This window comes from Streptomyces sp. B21-083 (assembly GCF_036898825.1).
In the GTDB taxonomy this organism is placed as follows: domain Bacteria; phylum Actinomycetota; class Actinomycetes; order Streptomycetales; family Streptomycetaceae; genus Streptomyces.
The window spans coordinates 3,064,975-3,088,769 of sequence record NZ_JARUND010000001.1 but is presented as its reverse complement, the minus strand read 5'-3'; the positions used below and the strand labels follow the sequence as shown (position 1 = coordinate 3,088,769).

24 protein-coding genes are annotated in these 23,795 nt (G+C 69.2%); 19 read left to right on the top strand and 5 right to left on the bottom strand.

Going from position 1 to position 23,795, the window contains the following annotated elements:
* The first annotated feature begins 34 nt into the window (after positions 1 to 34).
* From QA861_RS13710 to QA861_RS13645, 14 genes are all read left to right on the top strand, one after another.
* Positions 35 to 682, top strand: a complete 648-nt coding sequence (locus QA861_RS13710) for an L-threonylcarbamoyladenylate synthase (RefSeq protein ID WP_334588613.1) — start codon at positions 35 to 37, stop codon at positions 680 to 682.
* Positions 679 to 1,359 (top strand): arsenate reductase/protein-tyrosine-phosphatase family protein, encoded by a 681-nt coding sequence (locus tag QA861_RS13705; RefSeq protein WP_006381660.1) that lies wholly within the window; start codon positions 679 to 681, stop codon positions 1,357 to 1,359. Before QA861_RS13710 ends, QA861_RS13705 begins: the two co-directional genes overlap by 4 nt.
* Positions 1,360 to 1,494: 135 nt before the next feature.
* Positions 1,495 to 2,748, top strand: a complete 1,254-nt coding sequence (gene glyA, locus QA861_RS13700) for a serine hydroxymethyltransferase (RefSeq protein ID WP_334588612.1) — start codon at positions 1,495 to 1,497, stop codon at positions 2,746 to 2,748.
* Between the two features lie 126 nt (positions 2,749 to 2,874).
* Positions 2,875 to 4,227 (top strand): MraY family glycosyltransferase, encoded by a 1,353-nt coding sequence (locus QA861_RS13695; RefSeq protein ID WP_334588611.1) that lies wholly within the window; start codon positions 2,875 to 2,877, stop codon positions 4,225 to 4,227.
* A gap of 321 nt (positions 4,228 to 4,548) precedes the next feature.
* Positions 4,549 to 4,989: a Cg1360 family ATP-synthase-associated protein gene (locus tag QA861_RS13690; RefSeq protein WP_334588610.1), complete on the top strand. Its 441-nt coding sequence runs from the start codon at positions 4,549 to 4,551 to the stop codon at positions 4,987 to 4,989.
* A 225-nt stretch (positions 4,990 to 5,214) separates the two neighbouring features.
* A complete protein-coding gene (atpB, locus tag QA861_RS13685; protein ID WP_503461735.1) occupies positions 5,215 to 6,033 on the top strand; it encodes a F0F1 ATP synthase subunit A in 819 nt (272 codons plus the stop codon).
* A 74-nt stretch (positions 6,034 to 6,107) separates the two neighbouring features.
* Positions 6,108 to 6,344 (top strand): ATP synthase subunit C-like protein, encoded by a 237-nt coding sequence (locus QA861_RS13680; protein ID WP_015657805.1) that lies wholly within the window; start codon positions 6,108 to 6,110, stop codon positions 6,342 to 6,344.
* Positions 6,345 to 6,382: 38 nt separating this feature from the next.
* Complete coding sequence (locus tag QA861_RS13675; protein ID WP_334588609.1) at positions 6,383 to 6,940, top strand: F0F1 ATP synthase subunit B; 558 nt, start codon at positions 6,383 to 6,385, stop codon at positions 6,938 to 6,940.
* A gap of 2 nt (positions 6,941 to 6,942) precedes the next feature.
* A complete protein-coding gene (locus tag QA861_RS13670; protein ID WP_334590547.1) occupies positions 6,943 to 7,758 on the top strand; it encodes a F0F1 ATP synthase subunit delta in 816 nt (271 codons plus the stop codon).
* Positions 7,759 to 7,915: 157 nt separating this feature from the next.
* Positions 7,916 to 9,508: a F0F1 ATP synthase subunit alpha gene (atpA, locus tag QA861_RS13665; protein WP_334588608.1), complete on the top strand. Its 1,593-nt coding sequence runs from the start codon at positions 7,916 to 7,918 to the stop codon at positions 9,506 to 9,508.
* A 20-nt stretch (positions 9,509 to 9,528) separates the two neighbouring features.
* Positions 9,529 to 10,446, top strand: a complete 918-nt coding sequence (locus QA861_RS13660) for a F0F1 ATP synthase subunit gamma (RefSeq protein ID WP_334588607.1) — start codon at positions 9,529 to 9,531, stop codon at positions 10,444 to 10,446.
* Positions 10,446 to 11,882 (top strand): F0F1 ATP synthase subunit beta, encoded by a 1,437-nt coding sequence (atpD, locus tag QA861_RS13655; RefSeq protein WP_334588606.1) that lies wholly within the window; start codon positions 10,446 to 10,448, stop codon positions 11,880 to 11,882. The genes QA861_RS13660 and atpD overlap by 1 nt, the downstream gene beginning before the upstream one ends.
* A gap of 129 nt (positions 11,883 to 12,011) precedes the next feature.
* Positions 12,012 to 12,386 carry a F0F1 ATP synthase subunit epsilon gene (locus tag QA861_RS13650; protein ID WP_334588605.1) on the top strand — a complete coding sequence of 125 codons (375 nt, stop codon included), beginning with the start codon at positions 12,012 to 12,014 and terminating at the stop codon, positions 12,384 to 12,386.
* Positions 12,387 to 12,517: 131 nt separating this feature from the next.
* Positions 12,518 to 12,964, top strand: coding sequence for a DUF2550 domain-containing protein (locus QA861_RS13645; RefSeq protein WP_334588604.1), 447 nt, complete (start codon positions 12,518 to 12,520; stop codon positions 12,962 to 12,964).
* Positions 12,965 to 13,045: 81 nt separating this feature from the next.
* On the opposite strand, the gene QA861_RS13640 is transcribed toward QA861_RS13645, so the two are convergent.
* The 3 genes from QA861_RS13640 to QA861_RS13630 all read right to left on the bottom strand — a co-directional run bounded on the left by QA861_RS13640 (position 13,046) and on the right by QA861_RS13630 (position 16,856).
* Positions 13,046 to 14,866, bottom strand: a complete 1,821-nt coding sequence (locus QA861_RS13640) for a glycosyl hydrolase family 18 protein (RefSeq protein WP_334588603.1) — start codon at positions 14,864 to 14,866, stop codon at positions 13,046 to 13,048.
* A 128-nt stretch (positions 14,867 to 14,994) separates the two neighbouring features.
* On the bottom strand, positions 14,995 to 15,663 hold the full coding sequence (locus QA861_RS13635) for a response regulator (protein ID WP_334588602.1): 669 nt from the start codon (positions 15,661 to 15,663) through the stop codon (positions 14,995 to 14,997).
* A complete protein-coding gene (locus QA861_RS13630; protein ID WP_334588601.1) occupies positions 15,660 to 16,856 on the bottom strand; it encodes a sensor histidine kinase in 1,197 nt (398 codons plus the stop codon). Before QA861_RS13630 ends, QA861_RS13635 begins: the two co-directional genes overlap by 4 nt.
* A gap of 202 nt (positions 16,857 to 17,058) precedes the next feature.
* Here QA861_RS13630 and QA861_RS13625 point away from each other — a divergent pair, with 202 nt between their 5' ends.
* Positions 17,059 to 17,652: a hypothetical protein gene (locus QA861_RS13625; protein WP_334588600.1), complete on the top strand. Its 594-nt coding sequence runs from the start codon at positions 17,059 to 17,061 to the stop codon at positions 17,650 to 17,652.
* Positions 17,649 to 17,846 (top strand): DUF5708 family protein, encoded by a 198-nt coding sequence (locus tag QA861_RS13620; protein WP_334588599.1) that lies wholly within the window; start codon positions 17,649 to 17,651, stop codon positions 17,844 to 17,846. The genes QA861_RS13625 and QA861_RS13620 overlap by 4 nt, the downstream gene beginning before the upstream one ends.
* 22 nt (positions 17,847 to 17,868) lie before the next feature.
* Here QA861_RS13620 and QA861_RS13615 read toward each other — a convergent pair whose 3' ends face one another.
* Positions 17,869 to 18,441: a cob(I)yrinic acid a,c-diamide adenosyltransferase gene (locus tag QA861_RS13615; protein ID WP_334588598.1), complete on the bottom strand. Its 573-nt coding sequence runs from the start codon at positions 18,439 to 18,441 to the stop codon at positions 17,869 to 17,871.
* 200 nt (positions 18,442 to 18,641) lie between these two features.
* Between QA861_RS13615 and QA861_RS13610 the strand changes: the two genes are divergently transcribed.
* The 3 genes from QA861_RS13610 (at position 18,642) to QA861_RS13600 (ending at position 22,901) form a co-directional block, all read left to right on the top strand.
* A complete protein-coding gene (locus QA861_RS13610; protein WP_334588597.1) occupies positions 18,642 to 19,490 on the top strand; it encodes a 3-hydroxyacyl-CoA dehydrogenase family protein in 849 nt (282 codons plus the stop codon).
* Between the two features lie 222 nt (positions 19,491 to 19,712).
* Positions 19,713 to 20,036: an STAS domain-containing protein gene (locus QA861_RS13605; RefSeq protein WP_334588596.1), complete on the top strand. Its 324-nt coding sequence runs from the start codon at positions 19,713 to 19,715 to the stop codon at positions 20,034 to 20,036.
* A gap of 222 nt (positions 20,037 to 20,258) precedes the next feature.
* Complete coding sequence (locus tag QA861_RS13600; protein WP_334588595.1) at positions 20,259 to 22,901, top strand: ATP-binding protein; 2,643 nt, start codon at positions 20,259 to 20,261, stop codon at positions 22,899 to 22,901.
* A 104-nt stretch (positions 22,902 to 23,005) separates the two neighbouring features.
* Here the strand turns inward: QA861_RS13600 and nucS are convergent, their stop codons facing one another.
* Positions 23,006 to 23,677: an endonuclease NucS gene (nucS, locus tag QA861_RS13595; RefSeq protein ID WP_334588594.1), complete on the bottom strand. Its 672-nt coding sequence runs from the start codon at positions 23,675 to 23,677 to the stop codon at positions 23,006 to 23,008.
* Positions 23,678 to 23,795: the final 118 nt, after the last annotated feature.

Sequence of the window (23,795 nt, the reverse complement as noted above, 5' to 3'; positions counted from 1 at the left end):
CCCCCAGCAGTACGTGTACGAGGAGGCCCGCTAAATGGCTCGGCGATACGACACCAACGACGCGACCGACCGCACGACCGGTCTGCGCGAGGCAGCGTCCGCCGTCCGCCGCGGCGAGCTGGTGGTCCTCCCGACCGACACGGTCTACGGCATCGGCGCCGACGCGTTCTCCTCCGAGGCCGTCAACGACCTGCTGGCGGCCAAGGGCCGTGGCCGTGGCATGCCCACGCCCGTCCTGATCGGTTCCCCGAACACCCTGCACGGCCTCGTCACGGACTTCTCCGAGATGGCCTGGGAACTCGTCGACGCCTTCTGGCCGGGCGCCCTCACGCTCGTCGCCAAGCACCAGCCGTCCCTCCAGTGGGACCTGGGCGACACCCGGGGCACGGTCGCCGTGCGCATGCCGCTGCACCCGGTGGCCATCGAGCTGCTGACCGAGGTCGGCCCCATGGCGGTCTCCTCCGCCAACCTGACCGGCCACCCGTCCCCCGAGGACTGCGACGCCGCCCAGGAGATGCTCGGCGACTCCGTCTCCGTCTACCTGGACGGCGGCCCCACGCCCGGCATCGTCCCCTCGTCGATCGTCGACGTCACGGGCAAGGTTCCGGTCCTGCTCCGTGCGGGCGCGCTGTCGGCCGAGGAGCTGCGCAAGGTGGTCCCCGACCTCGAGGTGGCGAATTGACAGCCCCTGACGCGGGGCGTGGCATAGGCACGCGTCAGGGGGTCACGGGGGCTCAGCAGTGGAACGGGGCCTCGCGGGACGCCTTCCGCATCCTCCATGTCAGCACCGGCAACGTATGCCGCTCACCGATCACCGAGCGGCTGACCCGTCATGCCCTGGCGGACCGGCTCGGCGACCCCCTGTGGGGCGGCCTGATCGTGGAGAGCGCCGGTACGTGGGGCCACGAGGGCGCGCCCATGGAGGCCAACGCGGAGGCGGTCCTCGCGGAGTTCGGCGCGGACCCCTCCGGCTTCACCGGGCGCGAACTGCTCGACGAGCACGTGATCCGGGCGGACCTGGTGCTGACGGCCACGCGGGACCACCGCGCGCAGGTCATCTCCATGGGGCACTCGGCGGGCCTGCGCACCTTCACGCTGAAGGAGTTCACGCGCCTGGTGAAGGCGATAGACCCGGCCACGCTGCCCCCGCTGGACGACGGCATGATCGAACGGGCGCGCGCCCTGGTCCGCGCCGCGGCGGCTCTACGCGGGTGGCTCCTGGCGCCCACGGCGGAGGCGGACGAGGTGTACGACCCGTACGGGGCGCCCCTGACGTTCTTCCGGTCGATCGGGGACGAGATACAGCTCGCGCTGGATCCGGTGGTGACCGCGCTGACCGGGGTGCCTGCGAAGGCATGAACGCCCGCTGTCCTGCCCCTGGGTGTCGTTGTGCGCCTGCCGGTCCGTCGTGGCTGGTCGCGCAGTTCCCCGCGCCCCTGTAGGGCCTTACGGCCTACATTGGACGTACGTCATCGTCGACGTCCGGAGTTCGCCATGTCGGTCGTACATGCCCTTGAGAGCGATGCCGCCGTCGATGTGCTGCGTCGGCAGGACCCCGAGCTTGCCGAGGTGATCCTCGGGGAAGCCGAGCGGCAGGCGACGACGTTGCAGCTGATCGCCGCCGAGAACTTCACCTCGCCCGCCGTGCTGGCCGCGCTCGGCTCGCCGCTCGCCAACAAGTACGCCGAGGGGTATCCGGGCGCCCGGCACCACGGCGGCTGCGAGATCGTCGACGTCGCCGAGCGCGTCGCCGTGCGGCGGGCCAGGGCCCTGTTCGGCGCCGAACACGCCAACGTCCAGTCCCACTCCGGGTCTTCGGCCGTGCTGGCCGCCTACGCCGCCCTGCTGCGCCCCGGTGACACCGTCCTCGCCCTCGGCCTGCCCTACGGCGGCCACCTGACCCACGGGTCGCCCGCCAACTTCTCCGGGCGCTGGTTCGACTTCGTCCCCTACGGGGTGGACGCGGAGAGCGGGCTCATCGACTACGAGCAGGTGCGCGCCCTCGCCCGTACGCATCGCCCCAAGGCGATCGTCTGCGGGTCGATCGCCTATCCCCGGCACATCGACTACGCCGTCTTCCGCGAGATCGCCGACGAGGCCGGCGCGTACCTCATCGCGGACGCCGCCCACCCCATCGGGCTCGTCGCCGGGGGAGCGGCGCCGAGTCCGGTGCCGTACGCCGATGTCGTCTGCGCGACCACGCACAAGGTGCTGCGCGGGCCGCGCGGTGGGCTGCTGCTGTGCGGCGCGGAGCTGGCAGAACGGGTCGACCGGGCGGTTTTCCCGTTCACGCAGGGGGGCGCGCAGATGCACACGATCGCCGCCAAGGCGGTCGCCTTCGGCGAGGCGGCGACCCCGGCCTTCACGGCGTACGCCCATCAGGTGGTCGCCAACGCACGGGTGCTGGCGGCGGGGCTGGCCGCCGAGGGACCTGTCGTCACCACGGGCGGGACCGACACGCATCTCATCACGGTCGATCCGGCACCCCTGGGCGTGGACGGACATACCGCGCGGGGGCTGCTTTCCGCCGCCGGAGTGGTTCTGGACTGCTGTGCGCTGCCCCACGGGGAGGGCCGTGGGCTGCGGCTAGGGACAGCGGCGCTGACCACACAGGGGATGGGGGAGGCCGAGATGGCGCGGATCGCGGTGCTGTTCGCGAGCGTGCTGCGTGGGGCTGCCGGGAGCGGTGGGGCGCGTGAAGAAGTGCGGGAGCTGGCCGGTAGATTTCCGCCGTATCCCGGGCGGTGAGGGGTAGACGGCAACTCGTGCACAGCCGTACGTGCAACCATCGTCGCTACCCGGAAGTCCCCATCCTTATGCGTCCCTCGCTAGGGTGTGGGGCCTGGATGACCAGCGAGACCTGTGGGGAAGCCCGTGCGTGAATACCTGCTGACGCTCTGCATCACGGCCGCGGTGACGTATCTGCTGACAGGGCCGGTACGGAAGTTCGCGATCGTGGCCGGAGCGATGCCGGAGATCAGGGCCCGTGACGTGCACCGGGAGCCCACTCCGCGGCTCGGCGGGATCGCGATGTTCTTCGGGCTGTGCGCCGGACTGCTGGTCGCCGACCACCTCACCAACCTGCACGAGGTCTTCAGCAAGTCGAACGAGCCGAGGGCGCTGCTCTCCGGCGCCGCGCTGATCTGGCTGATCGGCGTTCTGGACGACAAGTTCGAGATCGACGCCCTGATCAAGCTCGGCGGGCAGATGATCGCCGCCGGCGTCATGGTCATGCAGGGTCTGACGATCCTTTGGCTGCCGATCCCGTCCGTGGGCAACGTCGCGCTGACCCAGTGGCAGGGCACCCTGCTGACGGTCGCGCTGGTCGTGATCACCATCAACGCGGTGAACTTCGTCGACGGCCTGGACGGCCTCGCGGCCGGCATGGTGTGCATCGCGTCGGCGGCGTTCTTCCTCTACGCCTACCGGATCTGGGTCTCGTACGGCATCGAGGCCGCCGCCCCGGCCACCCTGTTCGCCGTGATCCTGATGGGCATGTGCCTCGGCTTCCTGCCGCACAACATGCACCCCGCGCGGATCTTCATGGGGGACTCCGGGTCGATGCTCATCGGGCTGGTGCTGGCCGCCGGCGCGATCTCCATCACCGGACAGATGGACCCGGACGCGATGAACCTGTTCTCCGGGTCAGAGCGCAACACCGTGCACCAGATGGTGCCGGTGTACATCCCGCTGCTGATGCCGCTCACCATCATCGCGATCCCGGCCGCCGACCTGGTGCTGGCCATCGTGCGGCGCACCTGGCGCGGACAGTCGCCGTTCGCCGCCGACCGGGGGCATCTGCACCACCGGCTCCTGGAGGTCGGGCACTCGCACAGCAGGGCCGTCCTGATCATGTACTTCTGGTCGGCGCTCATCGGCTTCGGAGCCCTGTCCTACTCGGTCAACAACGCGTCCATGTGGATCGTCCTCAGCGTGGTGGTCCTGAGCGCGATCGGACTCGTCCTCCTGCTGCTGCCGCGCTTCACGCCGCGCACCCCGCGCTGGGCCGAGCGGTTCGTGCCGCCGCGCTACCGGCGCAGCCGGACGGCCGAGGCCGAGGCGACGGCCCCTGCCGCCTCGGTGCCCGCTCTGGCGGCCGAGGTCGGGGAGACGGCTCCGGACCACCGTGCTCCGGTGCGGGCCGGGGTCTCGGGAGTCAACGGGGCGACCGCGATCAGCGCCCGTTCGCGGCGTCTGGAGCAGCGCAAGGCGGGGTCGTCGCGCTGACCGCAAGGTAAGAATCTGACTAACGCTTTGCTTGAAACAGAGAGAGCGTAGGGGTAGTAGGGGGTGGGTAAAGCGCTCAATACCAGACAAGTCGGCGCTGATACTGCACAGACGTGCAGGTTCACTCTCATGTGTGACACCGAGCACACCTTCGAGGTAAAGACCTCATCAAATAGTTTGTGATACGGTTCACGAGAACCCCGGACAGAGCCGAAGGACCGCAGTGCGACGGTCGGTTGGCGTGAGTTTCACCGCTCGAACCGGGGTCTACGCTCGTCCATGACGACACCCCACGCCCCCTGCGAAAGCGGAGTTGCCGCCATGCCGTCCAATGACGTCCGGAACCTTTTGCATACCGCTGCCCCTACAGCTGCTGTCGGCGCGATTGTCATCGCCGTCAGCGCCGGGGTCGTCGGCGGCAAGGGTGCGCTCGGCGCCGCGGTCGGCACGGTCCTCGCGATCGTCTTCATGGGTGCTGGGTTGTACGTCTTGCAGTGGACGGCAAAAACGCTCCCGCACTTGTTTCAGGCCATGGGGCTGATGCTCTATGTCGCCCAGCTCCTGCTTTTGCTGATCTTCGTGGGCCTGTTCCAGGACACCGAGGCCTTCAATCCGAAGGCCTTCGCGGTCGCCCTGGTCGTGTCGACCGTCGCGTGGATGGCGGCGCAGGCCCGCGCACACATGAAGGCCAAGCTCTTCTACATCGATCCGGACTACTCGGCGAAGACTGACAAGTCCGAGAAGTCCGGGTCGCCGTCGTGAGAGGTAGGGCCGGGATAAAGGCAGTCGGGTTCTCCTGCTATCGTCCGGTGCCAACTGCGGCATCGCGGGCGCGGGCATCTGAGCTGACGCCTGCTCAATCGCGAGGCTCGATGCCCCAAAGCCGCCCCCACATTCGTTTCACCAGTCCAGTGCCGACCAGCGGCTGTGTGCCGCGCCGACACAACGAGGTTGCCGTACCCATGCGTCACGCCGAAGGAGCCCGTGGTGAGTGCTGACCAGACCCAGCTCGCCTTTGAGTGGAACTGTCGGATCATGGCCGACAACGGCTGCGGCTTCCCGGCACCGGGCCTGCACTCGTTCCTCTTCCAGCCGATCGCCACGGTCGGAGGGTTCGAGTTCAACAAGGTGATGCTGCTCGCGATCATCACCACTCTCTTGGTCATCACCTTCTTCACTCTTGCTTTCGGCAAGGCCAAGGTGGTCCCGGGCAAGCTGCAGATGGTGGGCGAGGCCGGTTACGACTTCGTACGCCGCGGCATCGTCTACGAGACGCTCGGCAAGAAGGAGGGCGAGAAGTACGTCCCCCTGATGGTCTCGCTCTTCTTCTTCATCTGGATCATGAACATCTGGTCCGTGATTCCGCTGGCCCAGTTCCCGGTCTCGTCGGTCATCGCGTTTCCGATGGTGCTGGCCGCCATCGTCTACGTTGTCTGGGTTTCGCTGACCTTCAAGAAGCACGGCTTTGTCGGCTTCTTCAAGAACGTCACCGGCTACGACAAGTCGCTCGGCGCGGTACTGCCGCTCGTGATGGTCATCGAGTTCTTCTCGAACCTGATCGTCCGGCCGTTCACGCACGCGGTGCGACTGTTCGCCAACATGTTCGCCGGTCACCTGATGCTGGTGATGTTCACCGTTGCCTCCTGGTACCTGCTGAACGGTGCGATGGTTCCGGCGGCCGGCGTCTCCTTCGTGATGACCGTCGTCATGATCCTCTTCGAGCTTTTCGTGCAGGCGGTCCAGGCGTACGTCTTCGTGCTCCTCGCCTGCTCGTACATTCAGGGCGCTCTCGCCGAGCACCACTGAGCATCCCTCCCGCAAGCCCTTAAGCGTCCGGTGGCCAACCCCCGCCGGTCCATGAAACAGAAGGAAGATTCAGCATGGCTGCCACTGAGACCCTTGCCGCTGTCTCCGGTTCGCTCGGTTCCATCGGCTACGGCCTTGCCGCCATCGGCCCCGGCGTCGGCGTCGGCATCATCTTCGGTAACGGCACCCAGGCCCTCGCCCGTCAGCCCGAAGCTGCCGGTCTGATCCGTGCCAACCAGATCCTCGGCTTCGCTTTCTGTGAGGCGCTCGCCCTCATCGGCATCGTTATGCCGTTCGTGTTCGGTAAGTAATTCCTCCTTACTGACACGCATCGACGAAAGGCACTGATGTGATCGCCAACCTGATTCAGCTGGCGGCCGAGGAAGAGCAGAACCCGCTCGTTCCGCCCGGCCCCGAGCTGCTCGTCGGCACCATCGCCTTCGCCATCGTGTTCTTCTTCTTCTGGAAGAAGCTGCTTCCGAACATCAACAAGGTTCTGGAGGAGCGTCGCGCGGCGATCGAAGGCGGCATCGAAGAGGCCGACGCCATGAAGGTCGAGGCCCAGAGCGTCCTTGAGCAGTACAAGGCACAGCTCGCCGAGGCTCGGCACGAGGCCGCGCGGCTGCGCCAGGAGGCGCAGGAGCAGGGCGCCACGCTCATCGCCGAGATGCGCGCGGAAGGCCAGCGGCAGCGCGAGGAGATCGTCGCCGCCGGTCACTCCCAGCTCGACGCCGACCGCAAGGCCGCCTCGTCCGCGCTCCGTCAGGACGTCGGCAAGCTCGCGACCGAGCTGGCCGGCAAGCTCGTCGGCGAGTCCCTTGAGGACCACGCCCGGCAGAGCCGCGTGATCGACCGCTTCCTCGACGGCCTCGACGAGACCGCCGCGAAGGCCGAGGCGACTCGATGACCGTGCACGGAGCCAGTCGCGAGGCTGCCGCCGCCGCACGGGAGCGTCTCGACGCGCTGACGGACTCGACGTCCGCCGACGCGAAGAAGCTGTCCGACGAGCTGGCTTCGGTCACCGCGCTGCTGCACCGCGAGGTGTCGCTGCGCCGGGTCCTCACCGACCCGGCGCAGTCCGGGGAGGCCAAGGCCGAGCTGGCCCAGCGTCTCCTCGGCAGCCAGGTCGGCGGGCCCACCACCGACCTGGTGTCCGGCATGGTGCGCTCCCGCTGGTCGCGTTCGCGTGACCTGGTGGACGCGCTGGAGGAGCTGGCGGACCTCGCCGACCTCACGGCCGCCCAGCAGGCGGGCGCGCTCGACAACGTCGAGGACGAGCTGTTCCGGTTCGGCCGGATCGTCTCCTCGAACACCGAGCTGCGCGCCGCGCTGACCGACCGTGCCGCGACGACCGGCGCCAAGAGCGAGCTGCTGCGCAGCCTGCTCGGGGGCCGGGCCGCCGTCACGACCGAGCGCCTGGTGGCCCGCCTGGTGACCGCGCCTCGGGGACGTAGCCTGGAAGCGGGACTCGAGTCCCTGTCCAAGCTCGCCGCCGAGCGCCGGGACCGCATGGTCGCCGTCGTCACCTCCGCGGTCCCGCTGAGCGACCCGCAGAAGCAGCGCCTCGGCGCCGCCCTCGCGAAGCTCTACGGCCGTCAGATGCACCTGAACCTGGACGTGGACCCCGAGGTCCTCGGCGGGATCCGGGTGCTGGTCGGCGACGAGGTCATCAACGGCAGCATCGCGGACCGCATCGAGGACGCCGGCCGCCGCATGGCGGGCTAGCTCGTCCGGCGGTCACGCAGCACAGCAACTCAATACTCGTAGTACGTACTTGACTGCGGCCCTGGTTGGGCCGTGCAGAGGATTCACCTCTTTTTGGGGGGAGTCCCCATCCCCCCAAGTGAAACTTCGGGCCCAACAAGGAGAGCAGGGAACCCAGATGGCGGAGCTCACGATCCGGCCGGAGGAGATCCGGGACGCACTGGAGAACTTCGTCCAGTCGTACAAGCCGGACGCGGCCTCGCGCGAGGAGGTCGGAACGGTCACCCTCGCCGGTGACGGCATCGCGAAGGTCGAGGGCCTCCCCTCGGCCATGGCCAACGAACTGCTGAAGTTCGAGGACGGCACCCTCGGTCTCGCGCTCAACCTCGAAGAGCGCGAGATCGGTACCGTCATCCTCGGCGAGTTCAGCGGCATCGAGGAGGGCCAGCCGGTCACCCGTACCGGCGAGGTCCTTTCCGTGGCCGTCGGCGAGGGCTACCTCGGCCGCGTCGTCGACCCGCTCGGCAACCCGATCGACGGCCTCGGTGAGATCGAGACCAGCGGTCGTCGCGCTCTGGAGCTGCAGGCTCCGGGCGTCATGGTGCGCAAGTCGGTGCACGAGCCCATGGAGACGGGCTACAAGGCTGTCGACGCGATGACCCCGATCGGCCGTGGCCAGCGTCAGCTGATCATCGGCGACCGTCAGACCGGCAAGACCGCTCTGGCCGTCGACACGATCATCAACCAGCGCGACAACTGGCGCACCGGTGACGTCAACAAGCAGGTTCGCTGCGTGTACGTCGCCATCGGTCAGAAGGGTTCGACCATCGCCTCCGTGCGTGGCGCCCTCGAAGAGGCCGGCGCGCTGGAGTACACGACCATCGTCGCCGCCCCGGCGTCCGACCCGGCCGGCTTCAAGTACCTTGCGCCGTACACCGGTTCGGCCATCGGTCAGCAGTGGATGTACGAGGGCAAGCACGTCCTCATCATCTTCGACGACCTCTCGAAGCAGGCCGACGCCTACCGCGCCGTGTCCCTGCTGCTGCGCCGCCCGCCGGGGCGCGAGGCCTACCCCGGTGACGTCTTCTACCTGCACTCCCGCCTCCTGGAGCGCTGCGCGAAGCTCTCCGACGAGCTGGGCAAGGGCTCGATGACCGGTCTGCCGATCGTCGAGACCAAGGCCAACGACGTCTCGGCGTTCATCCCGACCAACGTCATCTCCATCACCGACGGCCAGTGCTTCCTGGAGTCGGACCTGTTCAACGCCGGTCAGCGCCCCGCGCTGAACGTCGGTATCTCCGTCTCCCGAGTCGGTGGTTCCGCGCAGCACAAGGCGATGCGCCAGGTGTCCGGCCGACTGCGCCTCGACCTCGCCCAGTACCGTGAGCTGGAGGCGTTCGCCGCCTTCGGTTCCGACCTGGACGCCGCGTCGAAGTCGCAGCTGGAGCGCGGTCAGCGACTCGTCGAGCTGCTCAAGCAGGCTCAGTACGAGCCGATGGCCACCGAGGACCAGGTCGTCTCCATCTGGACCGGCACCACCGGCCGTATGGATGAGGTACCGGTCGCCGACATCCGTCGCTTCGAGAAGGAGCTCCTGGAGTACCTGCACCGCAAGGAGCAGGGCCTCATGACCTCCATCAAGGAGGGCGCCAAGATGTCGGACGACACCATCACCGCCATCGGCGACGCTGTCGCGGAGTTCAAGAAGCAGTTCGAGACGTCGGACGGCAAGCTGCTCGGCGAGGACACCCCTGCCGCTGCGGGCAAGTGACGACGGAAGGGACCTGACTCATGGGAGCCCAGCTCCGGGTCTACAAGCGTCGCATCAAATCCGTCACCGCGACCAAGAAGATCACCAAGGCGATGGAGATGATCGCCGCCTCGCGCGTCGTCAAGGCGCAGCGCAAGGTGGCGGCCTCCGCGCCGTACGCGACCGAGCTCACCCGCGCGGTCACGGCGGTCGGCACGGGCTCGAACACCAGGCACCCGCTGACCACCGAGGCCGAGACGCCGACCCGTTCCGCGGTACTGCTCCTTTCGAGCGACCGCGGTCTGGCCGGCGCGTTCAACGCCAACGCGATCAAGGCCGCCGAGAAGCTGACGGCGCGACTTGAGGCGGAGGGCAAGGAGGTCGACACGTACATCGTCGGCCGCCGCGGTCTGGCCCACTACAACTTCCGCGAGCGCAAGGTCGTGGAATCGTGGTCGGGCTTCACCGACGAGCCCACGTACGCGGACGCCAAGAAGGTCGCGGCTCCGCTCATCGAGGCCATCGAGAAGGAGACGGCGGACGGCGGCGTGGACGAACTCCACATCGTCTACACCGAGTACGTCTCGATGATGACGCAGAACGCGGTCGACGGCCGTCTGCTGCCGCTCCGCCTCGACGAGGTCGCGGCAGAGACGAGCGGCAAGGGCGAGATCCTTCCGCTGTACGACTTCGAGCCGTCGGCGGAGGACGTCCTCGACGCCCTGCTGCCGCGGTACGTCGAGAGCCGTATCTACAACGCGATGCTCCAGTCGGCTGCTTCCAAGCACGCCGCCACGCGCCGCGCGATGAAGTCGGCCACCGACAACGCGGGAGACCTCATCACGACGCTCTCCCGACTTGCCAATGCGGCCCGACAGGCCGAAATCACCCAGGAAATCAGCGAGATCGTCGGTGGCACCGCAGCCCTGGCCGACGCGACCGCGGGGAGTGACAGGTAATGACGACGACAGTTGAGACGGCCGTTGCCACGGGCCGCGTCGCCCGGGTCATCGGCCCGGTCGTCGACGTGGAATTCCCCGTCGACGCCATGCCGGAGATCTACAACGCCCTTCACGTCGAGGTGGCCGACCCGGCCCTGGACGGCGCGAAGAAGACGCTGACCCTGGAGGTCGCCCAGCACCTGGGTGACGGCCTGGTCCGCACCATCTCCATGCAGCCCACCGACGGTCTGGTCCGCCAGGCCGTGGTCACCAACACGGGTACGGGCATCACCGTCCCCGTCGGTGACTTCACCAAGGGCAAGGTGTTCAACACCCTCGGTGAGGTACTGAACTCCGAGGACAAGTACGAGGGCGAGCGCTGGTCCATCCACCGCAAGGCCCCGCGCTTCGACGAGCTCGAGTCGAAGACCGAGATGTTCGAGACCGGCGTCAAGGTCATCGACCTTCTCACCCCGTACGTCAAGGGTGGAAAGATCGGTCTGTTCGGCGGTGCCGGCGTCGGCAAGACGGTGCTCATCCAGGAGATGATCTACCGCGTAGCCAACAACCACGACGGTGTCTCCGTGTTCGCCGGTGTCGGCGAGCGCACCCGTGAGGGCAACGACCTCATCGAGGAGATGTCGGAGTCCGGCGTCATCGACAAGACCGCCCTGGTCTTCGGTCAGATGGACGAGCCCCCGGGCACCCGTCTGCGCGTGGCCCTGGCCGGTCTGACCATGGCGGAGTACTTCCGCGATGTGCAGAAGCAGGACGTGCTGTTCTTCATCGACAACATCTTCCGCTTCACGCAGGCCGGTTCCGAGGTCTCGACCCTGCTCGGCCGTATGCCCTCCGCGGTGGGCTACCAGCCGAACCTGGCCGACGAGATGGGTCTCCTCCAGGAGCGCATCACCTCGACCCGTGGTCACTCGATCACCTCGATGCAGGCGATCTACGTCCCCGCGGACGACCTGACCGACCCGGCCCCGGCCACCACGTTCGCCCACCTCGACGCGACGACGGTTCTCTCCCGTCCGATCTCCGAGAAGGGCATCTACCCGGCCGTGGACCCGCTGGACTCCACGTCCCGGATCCTGGACCCCCGCTACATCGCGGCGGACCACTACAACACCGCGATGCGCGTCAAGACGGTCCTCCAGAAGTACAAGGACCTTCAGGACATCATCGCGATCCTCGGTATCGACGAGCTGGGCGAGGAAGACAAGCTCGTCGTCCACCGCGCCCGTCGCGTGGAGCGCTTCCTGTCCCAGAACACCCACGTCGCCAAGCAGTTCACCGGCGTCGACGGGTCGGACGTGCCGTTGGACGAGTCGATCACCGCGTTCAACGCGATCATCGACGGCGACTACGACCACTTCCCGGAGCAGGCGTTCTTCCTCTGCGGTGGCATCGAGGACCTCACGGCCAACGCCAAGGAGCTGGGCGTCTCCTGACCCCCGCGCTCTTGAAAGAGGGGCAGGGGAGCACCCTTCGCGGGGTGCGTCCTGCCCCTCTCCGCACTACCACTAGAATTGACCCCAACACCCGGTACAACAGCCGGGTGGTGACCCGAGGAGCCAACCTTGGCTGCTGAGCTGCACGTCGAGCTGGTCGCTGCCGACCGTAAGGTCTGGTCCGGCGCGGCCACCCTGGTCGTCGCGCGCACCACGTCCGGCGACATCGGCGTCATGCCCGGTCACCAGCCGCTGCTCGGTGTGCTGGAGTCGGGCCCGGTGACCATCCGTACGAGTGATGGTGGAACGGTCGTCGCCGCGGCGCACGGCGGGTTCATCTCGTTCGCGGACAACAAGCTGTCGCTGCTGGCGGAGATCGCCGAGCTGGCGGACGAGATCGACGTCCAGCGCGTGGAGCGAGAGCTCGAGCGCGCGAAGGCGGAGGGCGACGCCTCTGCCGAGCGGCGTGCGGACGTCCGACTGCGGGCCGTGGCGGCGCGCTGACCACAGCGCCCCAGTGTGATGCTTTGCCTCAGCCGCGGCTGGGACCGGTTAGCGCCGGTCCTGGCCGCGGCTGAGGCAAATCCGGATGTTTTTTCCTTTCCGTTACCTAGGAGACGAGGAGGTCGGTGTCGATGTTCCTCGCTCTGACTGTGTGCGGCTTGGTAGTGGCGTTCGTGGTGGTGGGCCTGTTCGTCTTCGGGCTGCGCCGCCGGCTCATCCAACGCTCCGGCGGTACGTTCGACTGCAGCCTGCGCTGGGACGTACCGGAGAAACCCGACCCCAGCGGGAAGGGCTGGGGCTACGGTGTCGCCCGCTACAACGGCGACCGCATCCAGTGGTACCGCGTCTTCTCCTACTCCCTCCGCCCGCGCCGCGTCCTGGATCGCTCGGCGATCGAGGTGGCAGGCCGCCGATCCCCCGACGGCGAGGAGGAGCTGGCCCTCCTCTCGGACGCGGTGGTGCTGGCCTGTCTCCATCGGGGGACGAGGCTGGAGCTGGCGATGAGCGACGACGCGCTGACCGGTTTCCTCGCCTGGCTGGAGGCGGCGCCTCCCGGACAACAGGTGAACGTGGCCTGACCCTGACATACAAGGGTGGCGGGGCGGGGTCCGAAACCTACGGACCCCGCCCCGCCGCTTTTCATGCCGTCATGCCGTTGGCTACGCCAGGCCGCCGCTGATGGCGTTCACCAGCTCCCCGTTGCTCGTGTCGCCGCTGAACTCCCAGAAGAACGCGCCGCCCAGGGACTGGTTCCTGGCCCAGGTCATCTTTGTGGCGATCGTCGCGGGGGTGTCGTACGACCACCAGTTGTTGCCGCAGTACGCGTACGCGGTGCCGGCGATCGTGCCGGTGGCCGGGCAGGACGTCTTCAGGACCTTGTAGTCCTCGATGCCCGCCTCGTACGTGCCCGGTGCAGCGCCGGTCGCCGTGCCGCCGGGGGCGGACTGGGTGACGCCGGTCCAGCCGCGGCCGTAGAAGCCGATGCCCAGCAGGAGCTTCGCCGCCGGGACGCCCTTCGCCTTCAGCTTGGCGATGGCGTCGGCGGAGTTGAAGCCGGCGGCCGGGATACCGGCGTACGAGGTGAGCGGCGAGTGCGGGGCGGTCGGGCCGTCCGCGTCGAAGGCGCCGAAGTAGTCGTACGTCATCACGTTGTACCAGTCGGCGTAGGCGGAGGCGCCGCCGTAGTCGGCCGCGTCGAGCTTGCCGCCGGAGGAGCCGTCGGCGGTGATGGCCGCGGTGACCAGGTAGTTCGCCCCGAACGTCGTACGCAGCGCCGACAGCAGGTTCTTGAAGGCCGGCGCACCTGAGGTGTCACAGGTCAGGCCGCAGGCGTTCGGGTACTCCCAGTCGATGTCGATGCCGTCGAAGACGTCCGCCCAGCGCGGGTCCTCGACGACCGCCTTGCAGGAGGCGGCGAAGGCGGCCGGGTTGGCGGCGGCCTGCGCGAAGCCGCCGGAGTAGGTCCAGCCGCCGAAGGAGTACAGCACCTTGATGTTCGGGTACTTGGCCTTCAGCTCCCGGAGCTGGTTGAAGTTGCCGCGCAGTGGCTGGTCCCAGGTGTCGGCCACGCCGGAGACCGACTGGTCGGCGGTGTAGGCCTTGTCGTAGGCGGCGTAGGTGTCGTCGACGGTGCACTTGCCGTCCTTGACGTTGCCGAACGCGTAGTTGATGTGGGTGATCTTGGACGCCGAGCCGGAGGTCACCAGGTTCTTGACGTGGTAGTTGCGGCCGTAGACGCCCCACTCGGTGAAGTAGCCGAGCTTGACCTTGTTCCCGGTCGGCGGCTCGGTGGTCCCGCCGGTGGTGTGCACGGCGACCGCGCCGCTCACCGGACCGGTCTGGTCGGCGGTGTCCCGGGCCTGGACGGTGTACGAGTAGTCCGTACCGGCGGTCAGACCCGTGTCCGTGTACGAGGTGGCCGTCACCGTCGCGACCTTGGTGCCGCCGCGCAGGACGTCGTAGTCCTTGATGCCCTTGTCGTCGGTGGCCGCGCTCCAACTCAGCTTCACCGAGGTGTTGGTGACGCCGGAGGCGGTGGGAGTGCCGGGCGCGGAGGGGGCGTTGTCGCCGGGTACCGAGCCGCCGTCGCAACTGCCGCCGTTCAGCTTGCAGTTGGCGGGGGAGCCGGAGCCGCTGCCGTTGAAGCCGAAGGAGACGGTGGCGCCGGGGGCGAGGGTGCCGTTCCAGGACTTGTTCTTGGCGGTCCAGTGGGCGCCACTGGACGTGACGTCCGCGTCCCAGGCCGAGGCGACGGACGTACCGGAGGGGAAGTCCCACTCGACCGTCCACGAACTGATCGACGTGGTACCGGTGTTGGTGACCGACCACTTGCCCTCGAAGCCGCTTCCCCAGTCCTGGGTCTTGGCATAGGTCGCGGTGGCCGAGGTGGCCGCCTGTGCCGGGCTCGCGAGGCCCACCAGGGCGGCGAGAGGAAGCAGCAGGGTTGTCAGGCCTGCCGTACATCTTTGTCCGAAGCGCATGCCGCGCCTCCTTGGAGGTGTCAGGGGGCGCGACTGAGCCTTCGCACCCACAGTGCCGCGAGAATAGGAAGGTCTGGACCACGGGTCAATAGGTCTGGACCACTTCGCGGAAAGCCTCCGTCGAGTCGCTAAACCCCCAACTCCTGCGCCAGCACCGCCGCTTGCACTCGGCTGCGCAGTTCCAGCTTGCCCAACAGACGGCTGACGTGCGTCTTCACCGTCGCCTCGGCCATGTCGAGACGGATCGCGACATCCGCGTTGGACAGTCCCTCGCCGAGACACGACAGCACCTCGCGCTCGCGCCGGGTGAGGGCGTCCAGGACGGCGGGGTCGGCCCTCGGCTCCCGGACCGGCCCGGAAGCGAACTCGGCGATCAGGCGCCGGGTGACCGCCGGGGCGATCAGACCCTCGCCGCGTGCCACCGTCCGGACGGCGTCGATAAGGTCCTTCGCCTCCGTGTTCTTCAGGAGGAAGCCGGAAGCTCCGGCGCGCAGCGCCCCGAAGACGTACTCGTCGAGGTCGAAGGTGGTCAGGACGAGCACGTCCGCCAGTCCCTCCGCGACCACCTGCCGGGTCGCCGACACCCCGTCCAGGCGCGGCATCTGAATGTCCATCAGCACCAGATCCGGCCGCAGTTCACGGGCCAGCGTCACCGCCTGTTCCCCGTCCGACGCCTCCCCGGCCACCTCGATGCCGGGCGCGCTGCCCAGGATGAGGACGAGCCCGGCCCGTACCGCCGACTGGTCCTCGGCGACGAGCACCCGGATCGCCCGGTCCACCCCTTCTGGTTCCGTCATACGCCTTCTCCTCCTCCTTCTCGTTCTGCCTCGGTGAGGGGCAGCACCGCTCGCACGGCCCAGCGGGCGCCGTCCGGCCCCGCCGTGAAGGTGCCGCCCAGCAGCGCGACCCGCTCCCGCATCCCGACCAGACCGGCGCCGGAGCCGGGGGCGCGAGGGCTGTCGTGATCGCCGTACGGGCTGGTCACGGCGACGCTGAGCGAACAGTCCCGCCGGGTCAACGCCACCGAGACCCGGCCGGGGGAGGCGTGCTTGAGGGCGTTGGTCAGGGACTCCTGGACGATGCGGTACGCGGCCAGCTCGACCGGCGCCGGCAGGGCGGCGTGGTCGGTATCGGTGCCCAGGGTGACGTCGAGGCCGTTGGTGCGGGCACCGTCGACGAGAGCGCCGAGGCCGTCGAGCGTCGGGGCCGCCGCCGGTTCCAGATCGCCGCCGCTGTCGCGCAGGATGCCGATCAGGCGGCGCATCTCGGCCAGTCCCGCGACGCTGTTCTCGCGGATGACACCGAGAGCCCTCTTCGAGGTGTCCGGGTCGTCGAGGGAGAGCGCGGCCGTGGAGTGGATCGCGATCGCGGACAGGTGGTTGGCGACCAGATCGTGCAACTCCCTTGCCATTCGCGCCCGTTCGGAGGTCATCGCCTGGGTGCGGTCCAACTCGGCCAGCAGCGCGGTCTGTTCGGCGCGAAGCCGGGCGGAGACGGCGGCGTCGCGGTGGTCGCGCACGATCAGGCCGGTGGCGGCGGGGGTGAACGCCACGATGCCGACGACCACACCGATGAGCAGCGCCTGAGGTACCCGCCAGACGGCGAAGGGCACGATCGCGGTGGCCACCGAGAGCAGCCCGGTGATCCAGGGGACACGGCGGGCGGTGGCGGGCGGCCCGTACAGCACGGCCGCGTACACGAGGTCCGTGAACATCACGACGGTGACCAGGTTGCCCTGTGTGAGGACGTCCACGGTCAGCGCGGCCATACCGACCAGCAGACCCGTACGCGGCCGGATCCGCCGGAGCAGCTCGCAGCCGGCGGTCACTACCAGCGGCAGCAGGATCGGCCAGCGCGCGTCCAGGAGGACGAGCGGGTCACCGGCCGCGCGGGTGCTGAGACCGACGCCCCAGATCAACAGACCGCCGAGCAGCCCCGCGAGCGCGATGCGCACGTCGTCGCGGTGCGGGCGGGGGAGTCGCTGGGCCATGCCTCCATCCAACACGGCCCGGGCGCCGCCCGCCTGATCCCCGGGAAGGGTCCCGAACTGCATCTTTCGATGTACCGGGACTTCCTCACCGCCGACGACGAATCCGGCCCGTCCCGCCGGGAGCCTGGAAGGAGAGGGAATCCCCCTGAGCGGATTCCCCGGTTTCCCCGGTTTCCCCGGTTTCCGCTGTGAGGAGCGAGTCGTGATCGTCGCGTTGATCATCGCCTGCGAGGTCGGCTTCTGGGTGCTGCTGGCGCTCGGCCTGACCGCCCGCTACGTGCTGCACTGGCGCCGCATCAGCGTGGCACTGCTGCTCTGCGAGCCGCTGCTGGAACTGGTGCTGTTCGTCGTGACGGCGATCGACCTGAGGAACGGCGCCGAACCCGGCTGGGAACACGGCCTGGCCGCGCTCTACATCGGCTTCACGGTGGGGTACGGCCACTACACGATCCGCTGGCTCGACGGCCACGCCGCCCACCGGCTGGCCGGCGGCCCGCCCCCGCCGAAGCCGCCCCGGTACGGCATGGCGCGGGCCCGCCACGAGGGCCGCCTGTGGCTGCGCACGGTCGTCATGGCCGCGGTCGCGTGCGCGCTGCTCCAGGGCGCCGTCTGGTACGTCGGCCACGGCGACACGTCGTCCCTGCGGTCCACGCAGTGGGCGGCGCTCCGGATGGCCGGCATCCACGGTCTGATCGCACTGACGTACACGATCTGGCCGAAGAAGGACCCTGGCGGGCCCGGAGCGGCCGAGAGCGCCGGCCGGGTCACCTTCGAGAAGCAGGGCGCGCGCCGATGAGCGGGGCGACGAAGAACCTGCTGGAGGGCGCCGTCACCCTGGTGATCGGTCTGGCGCTGTGGCTGTTCGCCGGGGGAGTCGCGCTCCCCTTCGTCACCCTGACGAAGGTGGGCCTGGTCATGACGTGCGTCGGCGGAGCACTGCTCCTGACGGGACTGTTCCAGAGGGCACGCCCACCGAGGCGCAAGCCGTAGGGAGATGAGGTCGCCGACCTCCTCAGCGTTCCCCGCCCGGGACCCAGAGCACGTCCCCGACCGCCTTGTTGGCCGTCCGGGCAAGGATGAAGAGCAGGTCCGACAGGCGGTTCAGGTAGGTCGCGGTGAGGGGGTTCATCACCTCCGCGTGGGCCTCCAGCGCCGTCCACGTGGAGCGTTCGGCCCGGCGTACGACCGTGCACGCCTGGTGCAGCAGGGCCGCGCCGGGGGTGCCGCCGGGCAGGATGAACGAGCGCAGTTTCTCCAGGTCTTCGAGGAACCGGTCGCAGTCCGCCTCCAGCTTGTCGATGTAGGACTGCTCGACCCGCAGCGGCGGGAACTCCGGGTTCTCGGCCACCGGCGTCGCCAGGTCCGCGCCCACGTCGAACAGGTCGTTCTGCACGCGGGTCAGCACCTTGACGACCTCCACCTCCAGCCCGCCCAGCGCGACGGCGGTCCCGATCACCGCGTTCGCCTCGTTGGCGTCGGCGTACGCCGAGATCCGCAGATCGGTCTTGGCGACCCTGCTCATGTCCCCGAGGGCGGTAGTGCCCTGGTCGCCGGTCCTGGTGTAGATGCGCGTCAGATTGACCATGCGGCCAGGGTAGTGACGACCTTCCGCGACTGCCCAACTAGGCCGTACGAGTAGTCGAATGAGCCACGTCCGTGTGATGTCCGCCAGATGAGACGTGACGCGCGTTACTTACCGGTCACACAGCCCCTCACGAGCGCTAGGGTCCGCCGAAGAGGCCCAATACACGAGGCACATAAACAGCGCGTCAGGGGAGTCGCACAGTGGCACGGAAGCTTGCCGTCATCGGAGCCGGCCTGATGGGTTCCGGCATTGCCCAGGTCTCCGCCCAGGCGGGCTGGGACGTCGTGCTGCGCGATGTCACCGACGAAGCGCTCACCCGTGGCACCGACGGCATCAAATCCTCGTACGACCGGTTCGTGGGCAAGGGCAAACTGACCGAGGCCGACGCCGAGGCCGCCCTCGGACGCATCACCGCGACCACCGACCTGGACGCGGTCGGCGACGCCGACATCGTCGTCGAGGCCGTCTTCGAGAAACTTGAGGTCAAGCACGAGATCTTCCGCGCGCTCGACAGGATCGCGCGCGAGGACGCCGTGCTCGCCTCGAACACCTCCGCCATCCCGATCACCAAGATCGCCGCCGTCACCGACCGCCCGGACCGGGTCGTCGGTGCGCACTTCTTCTCACCGGTGCCGATGATGCAGCTCTGCGAGCTGGTCCGCGGCTACAAGACGAGCGACGAAACCCTCGCCACCGCACGGGAGTTCGCCGAGTCGGTCGGCAAGACCTGCATCGTCGTCAACCGGGATGTCGCCGGTTTCGTGACGACCCGGCTGATCTCGGCGCTCGTCGTCGAGGCGGCCAAGCTGTACGAGTCCGGTGTCGCCACCGCCGAGGACATCGACCTCGCCTGCAAGCTCGGCTTCGGGCACGCCATGGGCCCGCTAACCACCGCCGACCTCACCGGGGTCGACATCCTGCTGCACGCCACCAGCAACATCTACACCGAGTCCCAGGACGAGAAGTTCGCTCCTCCGGAGCTGATGCGCCGGATGGTTGACGCCGGTGACATAGGCCGAAAGAGCGGGCAGGGCTTCTACAAGCACTGAGCAGTACCGGGCGGTACCGACAAGCGACGAGACGTACCGCCGCCCAGCAGTACCGCACGTAGTCAACAGGTACGGAAACCGCACGAACCCCTGGGGTATCACCCTGTGGGGTGAATTGAGTACCGGTTCGCTCACAGACGGCAACCTGACCGCCTCAAAGGCAGTCAGACGTTGCATCACCTACCGACGCGGAGCACGACCCACGCACTCACGGGAGCGCATATGTACATCAGGGGCGACCACGCCGAGCTGGTCGTCGGGGGCCGCCTCGACGTCCGCAGCGCGGCGGACGCCCGTACGGTCCTGCATACGGCCGTCGACACAGGCGTCGGCGATCTGGTGCTGGATCTGTCCGAGCTGGACTCCTGGGACGCCACCGGGCTCGGGGTGATCATGGGAGCCCACCGGCGGTGCGGGCGGTGCGGCCGGCGGCTGGTGCTGCGTGACGTACCGGCGCAGATGCAACGTTTGCTGGTGGCCACCCGGCTGCACCGGATCCTGGCGATCGAGGGGGGCATCGGGGTGGAGTCGCTGCCCAGAGTGTGAAAACGCGCTTCGCGCACAATCCTCACGACACTGTGACGTCTCGGACGGCGCGGTACCCCGGCCTGTCATAGATACTGTGCGAAGGTTTAGGGTTCGGTCGCCCGCTGCCTGACATCCCGCGAGCGGGCCCGGACCAGAAGCGACAGCTCAGTGTGCAGCAAGGCCGGGAGGGGCCTGGGTCCCGTCGACCCGCACACGACGCTTTTGGGGGGCTTGAACCTTATGGACCCGAACAACCAGGGCTCCGAGGAGTACGGCCATGACGCCGACGGCAGCACGCCGCGTCAGCGCCCGCCTCGCGACGCCCTCACATCCGACTTCGGCCAGCACACGCCGGCGCTCGCCCGCACGGCGCAGCTCGTCTCGGGTGACTACCTGCTCACCGTCAACCCGGTCGACGGCAGCGAGATAGAGGTCTGCCCGCCCGGCGAACGGCCCGGCCGGCCCGTCAAGCTCACGGCGGCCGAGCGCACCGAGATCGCCCGCGCCACCCGGCCACCCGTACCGCCCGGGCCCCCGCGGCCCGAACTGCCGCTCCTGGAGCGCGACGGCGAGCGCGAACGGCTGGTGCGGCTGCTGGCCCGCGGCCGTTCCGTACGCCTCACCGGCCCGGCCGGCTCCGGCCGCACCACGCTCCTCGACGCCGTGGCCGCCGACTGCGCCGACCTCGCCCCCGACGGCGTGGTCCGCCTCACCGGCCTCCACCGCACCCAGACCGACCTGCTCTACGACCTCTTCTACGCCGTCTACAGCGCCCCTCTGTACCGGCCGGAACCGGACGAACTGCGCGCCCTCGTCCGGGAGGCCGGCGCGGTCGTCGTCCTCGACGACGTGGAGTTCGGCGGCGCCGCGCTCGACGAACTCCTCGACGCGACCCCCGAGTGCGCCTTCCTGATCAGCGCCACCCCCGACGTACCCGCCCCGTCCGCCGACGCGCTGATCGAGGAGCTGTTCCTCGACGGCCTCGACCGGGCGGGCGGCCTGGAACTCCTTGAGCGCGCCGTCGGCCGTGTTCTCACCGAGGAGGAATCCAACTGGGCCGGTGACCTCTGGTTCGAGTCCGAGGGCCTGCCCCTGCGGTTCGTCCAGGCCGGCGCCCTGCTCAGGCAGCGCGACGGACTGCGGGCCCGCGCGAACGCGTTCGACGAGTTCGGCGTCTTCGAGGACGTCCCGGCCGACACCCCGGCCGACGCGCCCTTCGACTCCGGTGACGAGGACGACGTACCGCTGCCTTCGCTCGCCGAGGGTGCCGCGCCCGCGCCGCTGCTCGCGTCCCGGCTCAGCGCGTCCGCGCGGGACACCCTGCGGTTCGCCGTCGCGCTCGGCGGTGAGGTGCCCCACCAGGCGCATCTGCCCGCGCTGGTCGGCGACACCCACGCGGACGCCGCCCTCGGTGAGCTGCTCGGCTGCGCCCTGGTGTCCCCGGTCGGCTCCCACTACCGGCTCGCCGCCGGGGTGCGGACCCAGCTGGAGGCCGCCGGATACGGCGAGGGCGCCCAGGACCGGGCGTTCACCGCCGCCCAGCACTACGCCTGGTGGGCCGGGCACCCGTCCGTGACCCCCGAGCGGGTGAGCGCCGAGGCCGACGCCCTGCTCGCCGCACTGGCCGTCCTGGTCCCCGAGACCACGCCGCCGGGGGAGGGCGAGGAGAGCACGGCCGTGCAGCTGGCCCGCACGGCGGCGCCCGCCTTCGCGGCCGGTCTGTACTGGAGCGCCTGGGAACACGTCCTACTGCTCGGCGCCGAGGCCGCCCGGCTCGCCGGGGAGGTATCGGAACAGGCCTATTTCCACCACGAGTTGGGCATCCTCGCGCTCTGCGGCGAACAGCTCGACCAGGCCCGTACGGAGCTGGAGGCCGCCATCGGCCTGCGCGGCGCCGTCGCCGACAAGCGCGGCACGGTCGCGGGCCGCCGCGCCCTCACCCTGGTCGCCGACATGGCCGGTGACACCCCCGGCCTCGGCTCCGGCCCGGGTTCCACGGCGGGCGAGGAGGTACCGGACGCGCGGTACGAGGAGTCGGCGTCGCCGCACGGTGGCGTCCCGGCCGTCTTCGGGGCCGCCGGTTACCCGCCGCCGCAGTCGTCGGGCAGCGGATCCGGTTCGGCTTCCGGTACCGGTCCCGGCTACGGAGGCGGTGACTTCGCGCCGACCGTGATCGCGTCCCGGTCCGGCGGCGCCGCGCACAAGATCTCGGGCGTCCAGCGGCTCGTGGGCGGTGCCCGGCGCAACCTCGTGGCGGTCGGCGCGGGCGCCCTGCTCGCGGCCGTGCTCGGCACGGTGGTGACGCTGGGCGCGACCTCGAACCCGGGTGACACGCCGTCCGACCAGGTGGGCGTCAACCCGTCCGCCAGCGCGGGCAGCGACGACGACAGCCTGGGCGCCGACAAGGCCGGCAACGGCGAGGGCGACAGCAACGGCGACGACACCGGTACGGCCACCAGCCGCCCGACCGACCCGGGCCCCGACGGCACGATGGGCACCTCGGACGACCCGACCCCGCCGCCCACGGACGGCGCGGAGCCGTCGGACGACCCGACAGGGACGAACACGCCGGGGGGTGGGAACACCGGCGGCGGGAGTGCGCCGTCCTCGCCGTCCGCTTCTCCGTCTCCGTCGCCCACCTCCAAGCCGTCGACGCCGGCCTCCCCGTCGGCGACAGCGTCCGACTCGGCGACGCCGACAGGGTCCCCGAGCGGCGGGCCGACCGACGAGCCGACGCCGTCGCCGTCCACCCCGGACACCAGCGACACGGCGAGCGGCCCGGCCTCCAGCCCCGCCCAGACGGTTGTCGCGAGTGATCCGGCGAGCGCCCCCGCCGACACCACCGCACCCGCGACGACGGCCGTCACGGCGCCGGTGATCTGACGGCACGACGACACGGCGAAGGGGGGCGGGCCCGTGACAACGGACCCGCCCCCCTTCGCCGTACAGCCAAGCCGTGCACTGGGCCCCGCAGCCCTGAACCGGCCTCAGAACAACCGGAGTTTGTCGTCCTCGATGCCGCGCAGGGCGTTGTAGTCGAGGACCGCGCAGCCGATGCCCCGGTCCGTGGCGAGGACGCGGGCCTGGGGCTTGATCTCCTGGGCGGCGAAGATGCCGCGTACCGGAGCGAGGTGCGGGTCGCGGTTCAACAGCTCGAGATAGCGCGTGAGTTGCTCCACGCCGTCGATCTCGCCGCGCCGTTTGATCTCGACAGCGACCGTCGCGCCGTCGCCGTCCCGGCACAGGATGTCGACCGGGCCGATGGCCGTCATGTACTCGCGGCGGATGAGGGTGTAGCCGTCGCCGAGGGTGTCGATGCGGTCGGCGAGGAGTTCCTGGAGGTGCGCTTCCACGCCGTCCTTGATCAGGCCCGGATCCACGCCCAGTTCGTGCGAGGAGTCGTGAAGAATCTCCTCCATCGTGATGATGAGCTTCTCGCCCGCCTTGTTGATGACGGTCCAGATCCCCTTCTCTTCTCCGGTCCCCTCCTTCAACGTGCAGGGCGGAGACATCCAGTTGAGAGGCTTGTAGGCGCGGTCGTCCGCGTGGATCGAGACGCTGCCGTCAGCCTTCACCAGGATGAGACGGGGGGCCGACGGGAGATGAGCGGTGAGCCGGCCCGCGTAGTCCACGGAACAGCGCGCAATGACGAGACGCATGGTCGGCAACGCTACTCGACGGGCGGCGGTCCACGCGATTCGCCCACCTCACAGTGCTGACGCGCGCTCGGTGGGCCCACGGAACATGCCAGAGGCAACTGTTCATTGTTGGCTGATT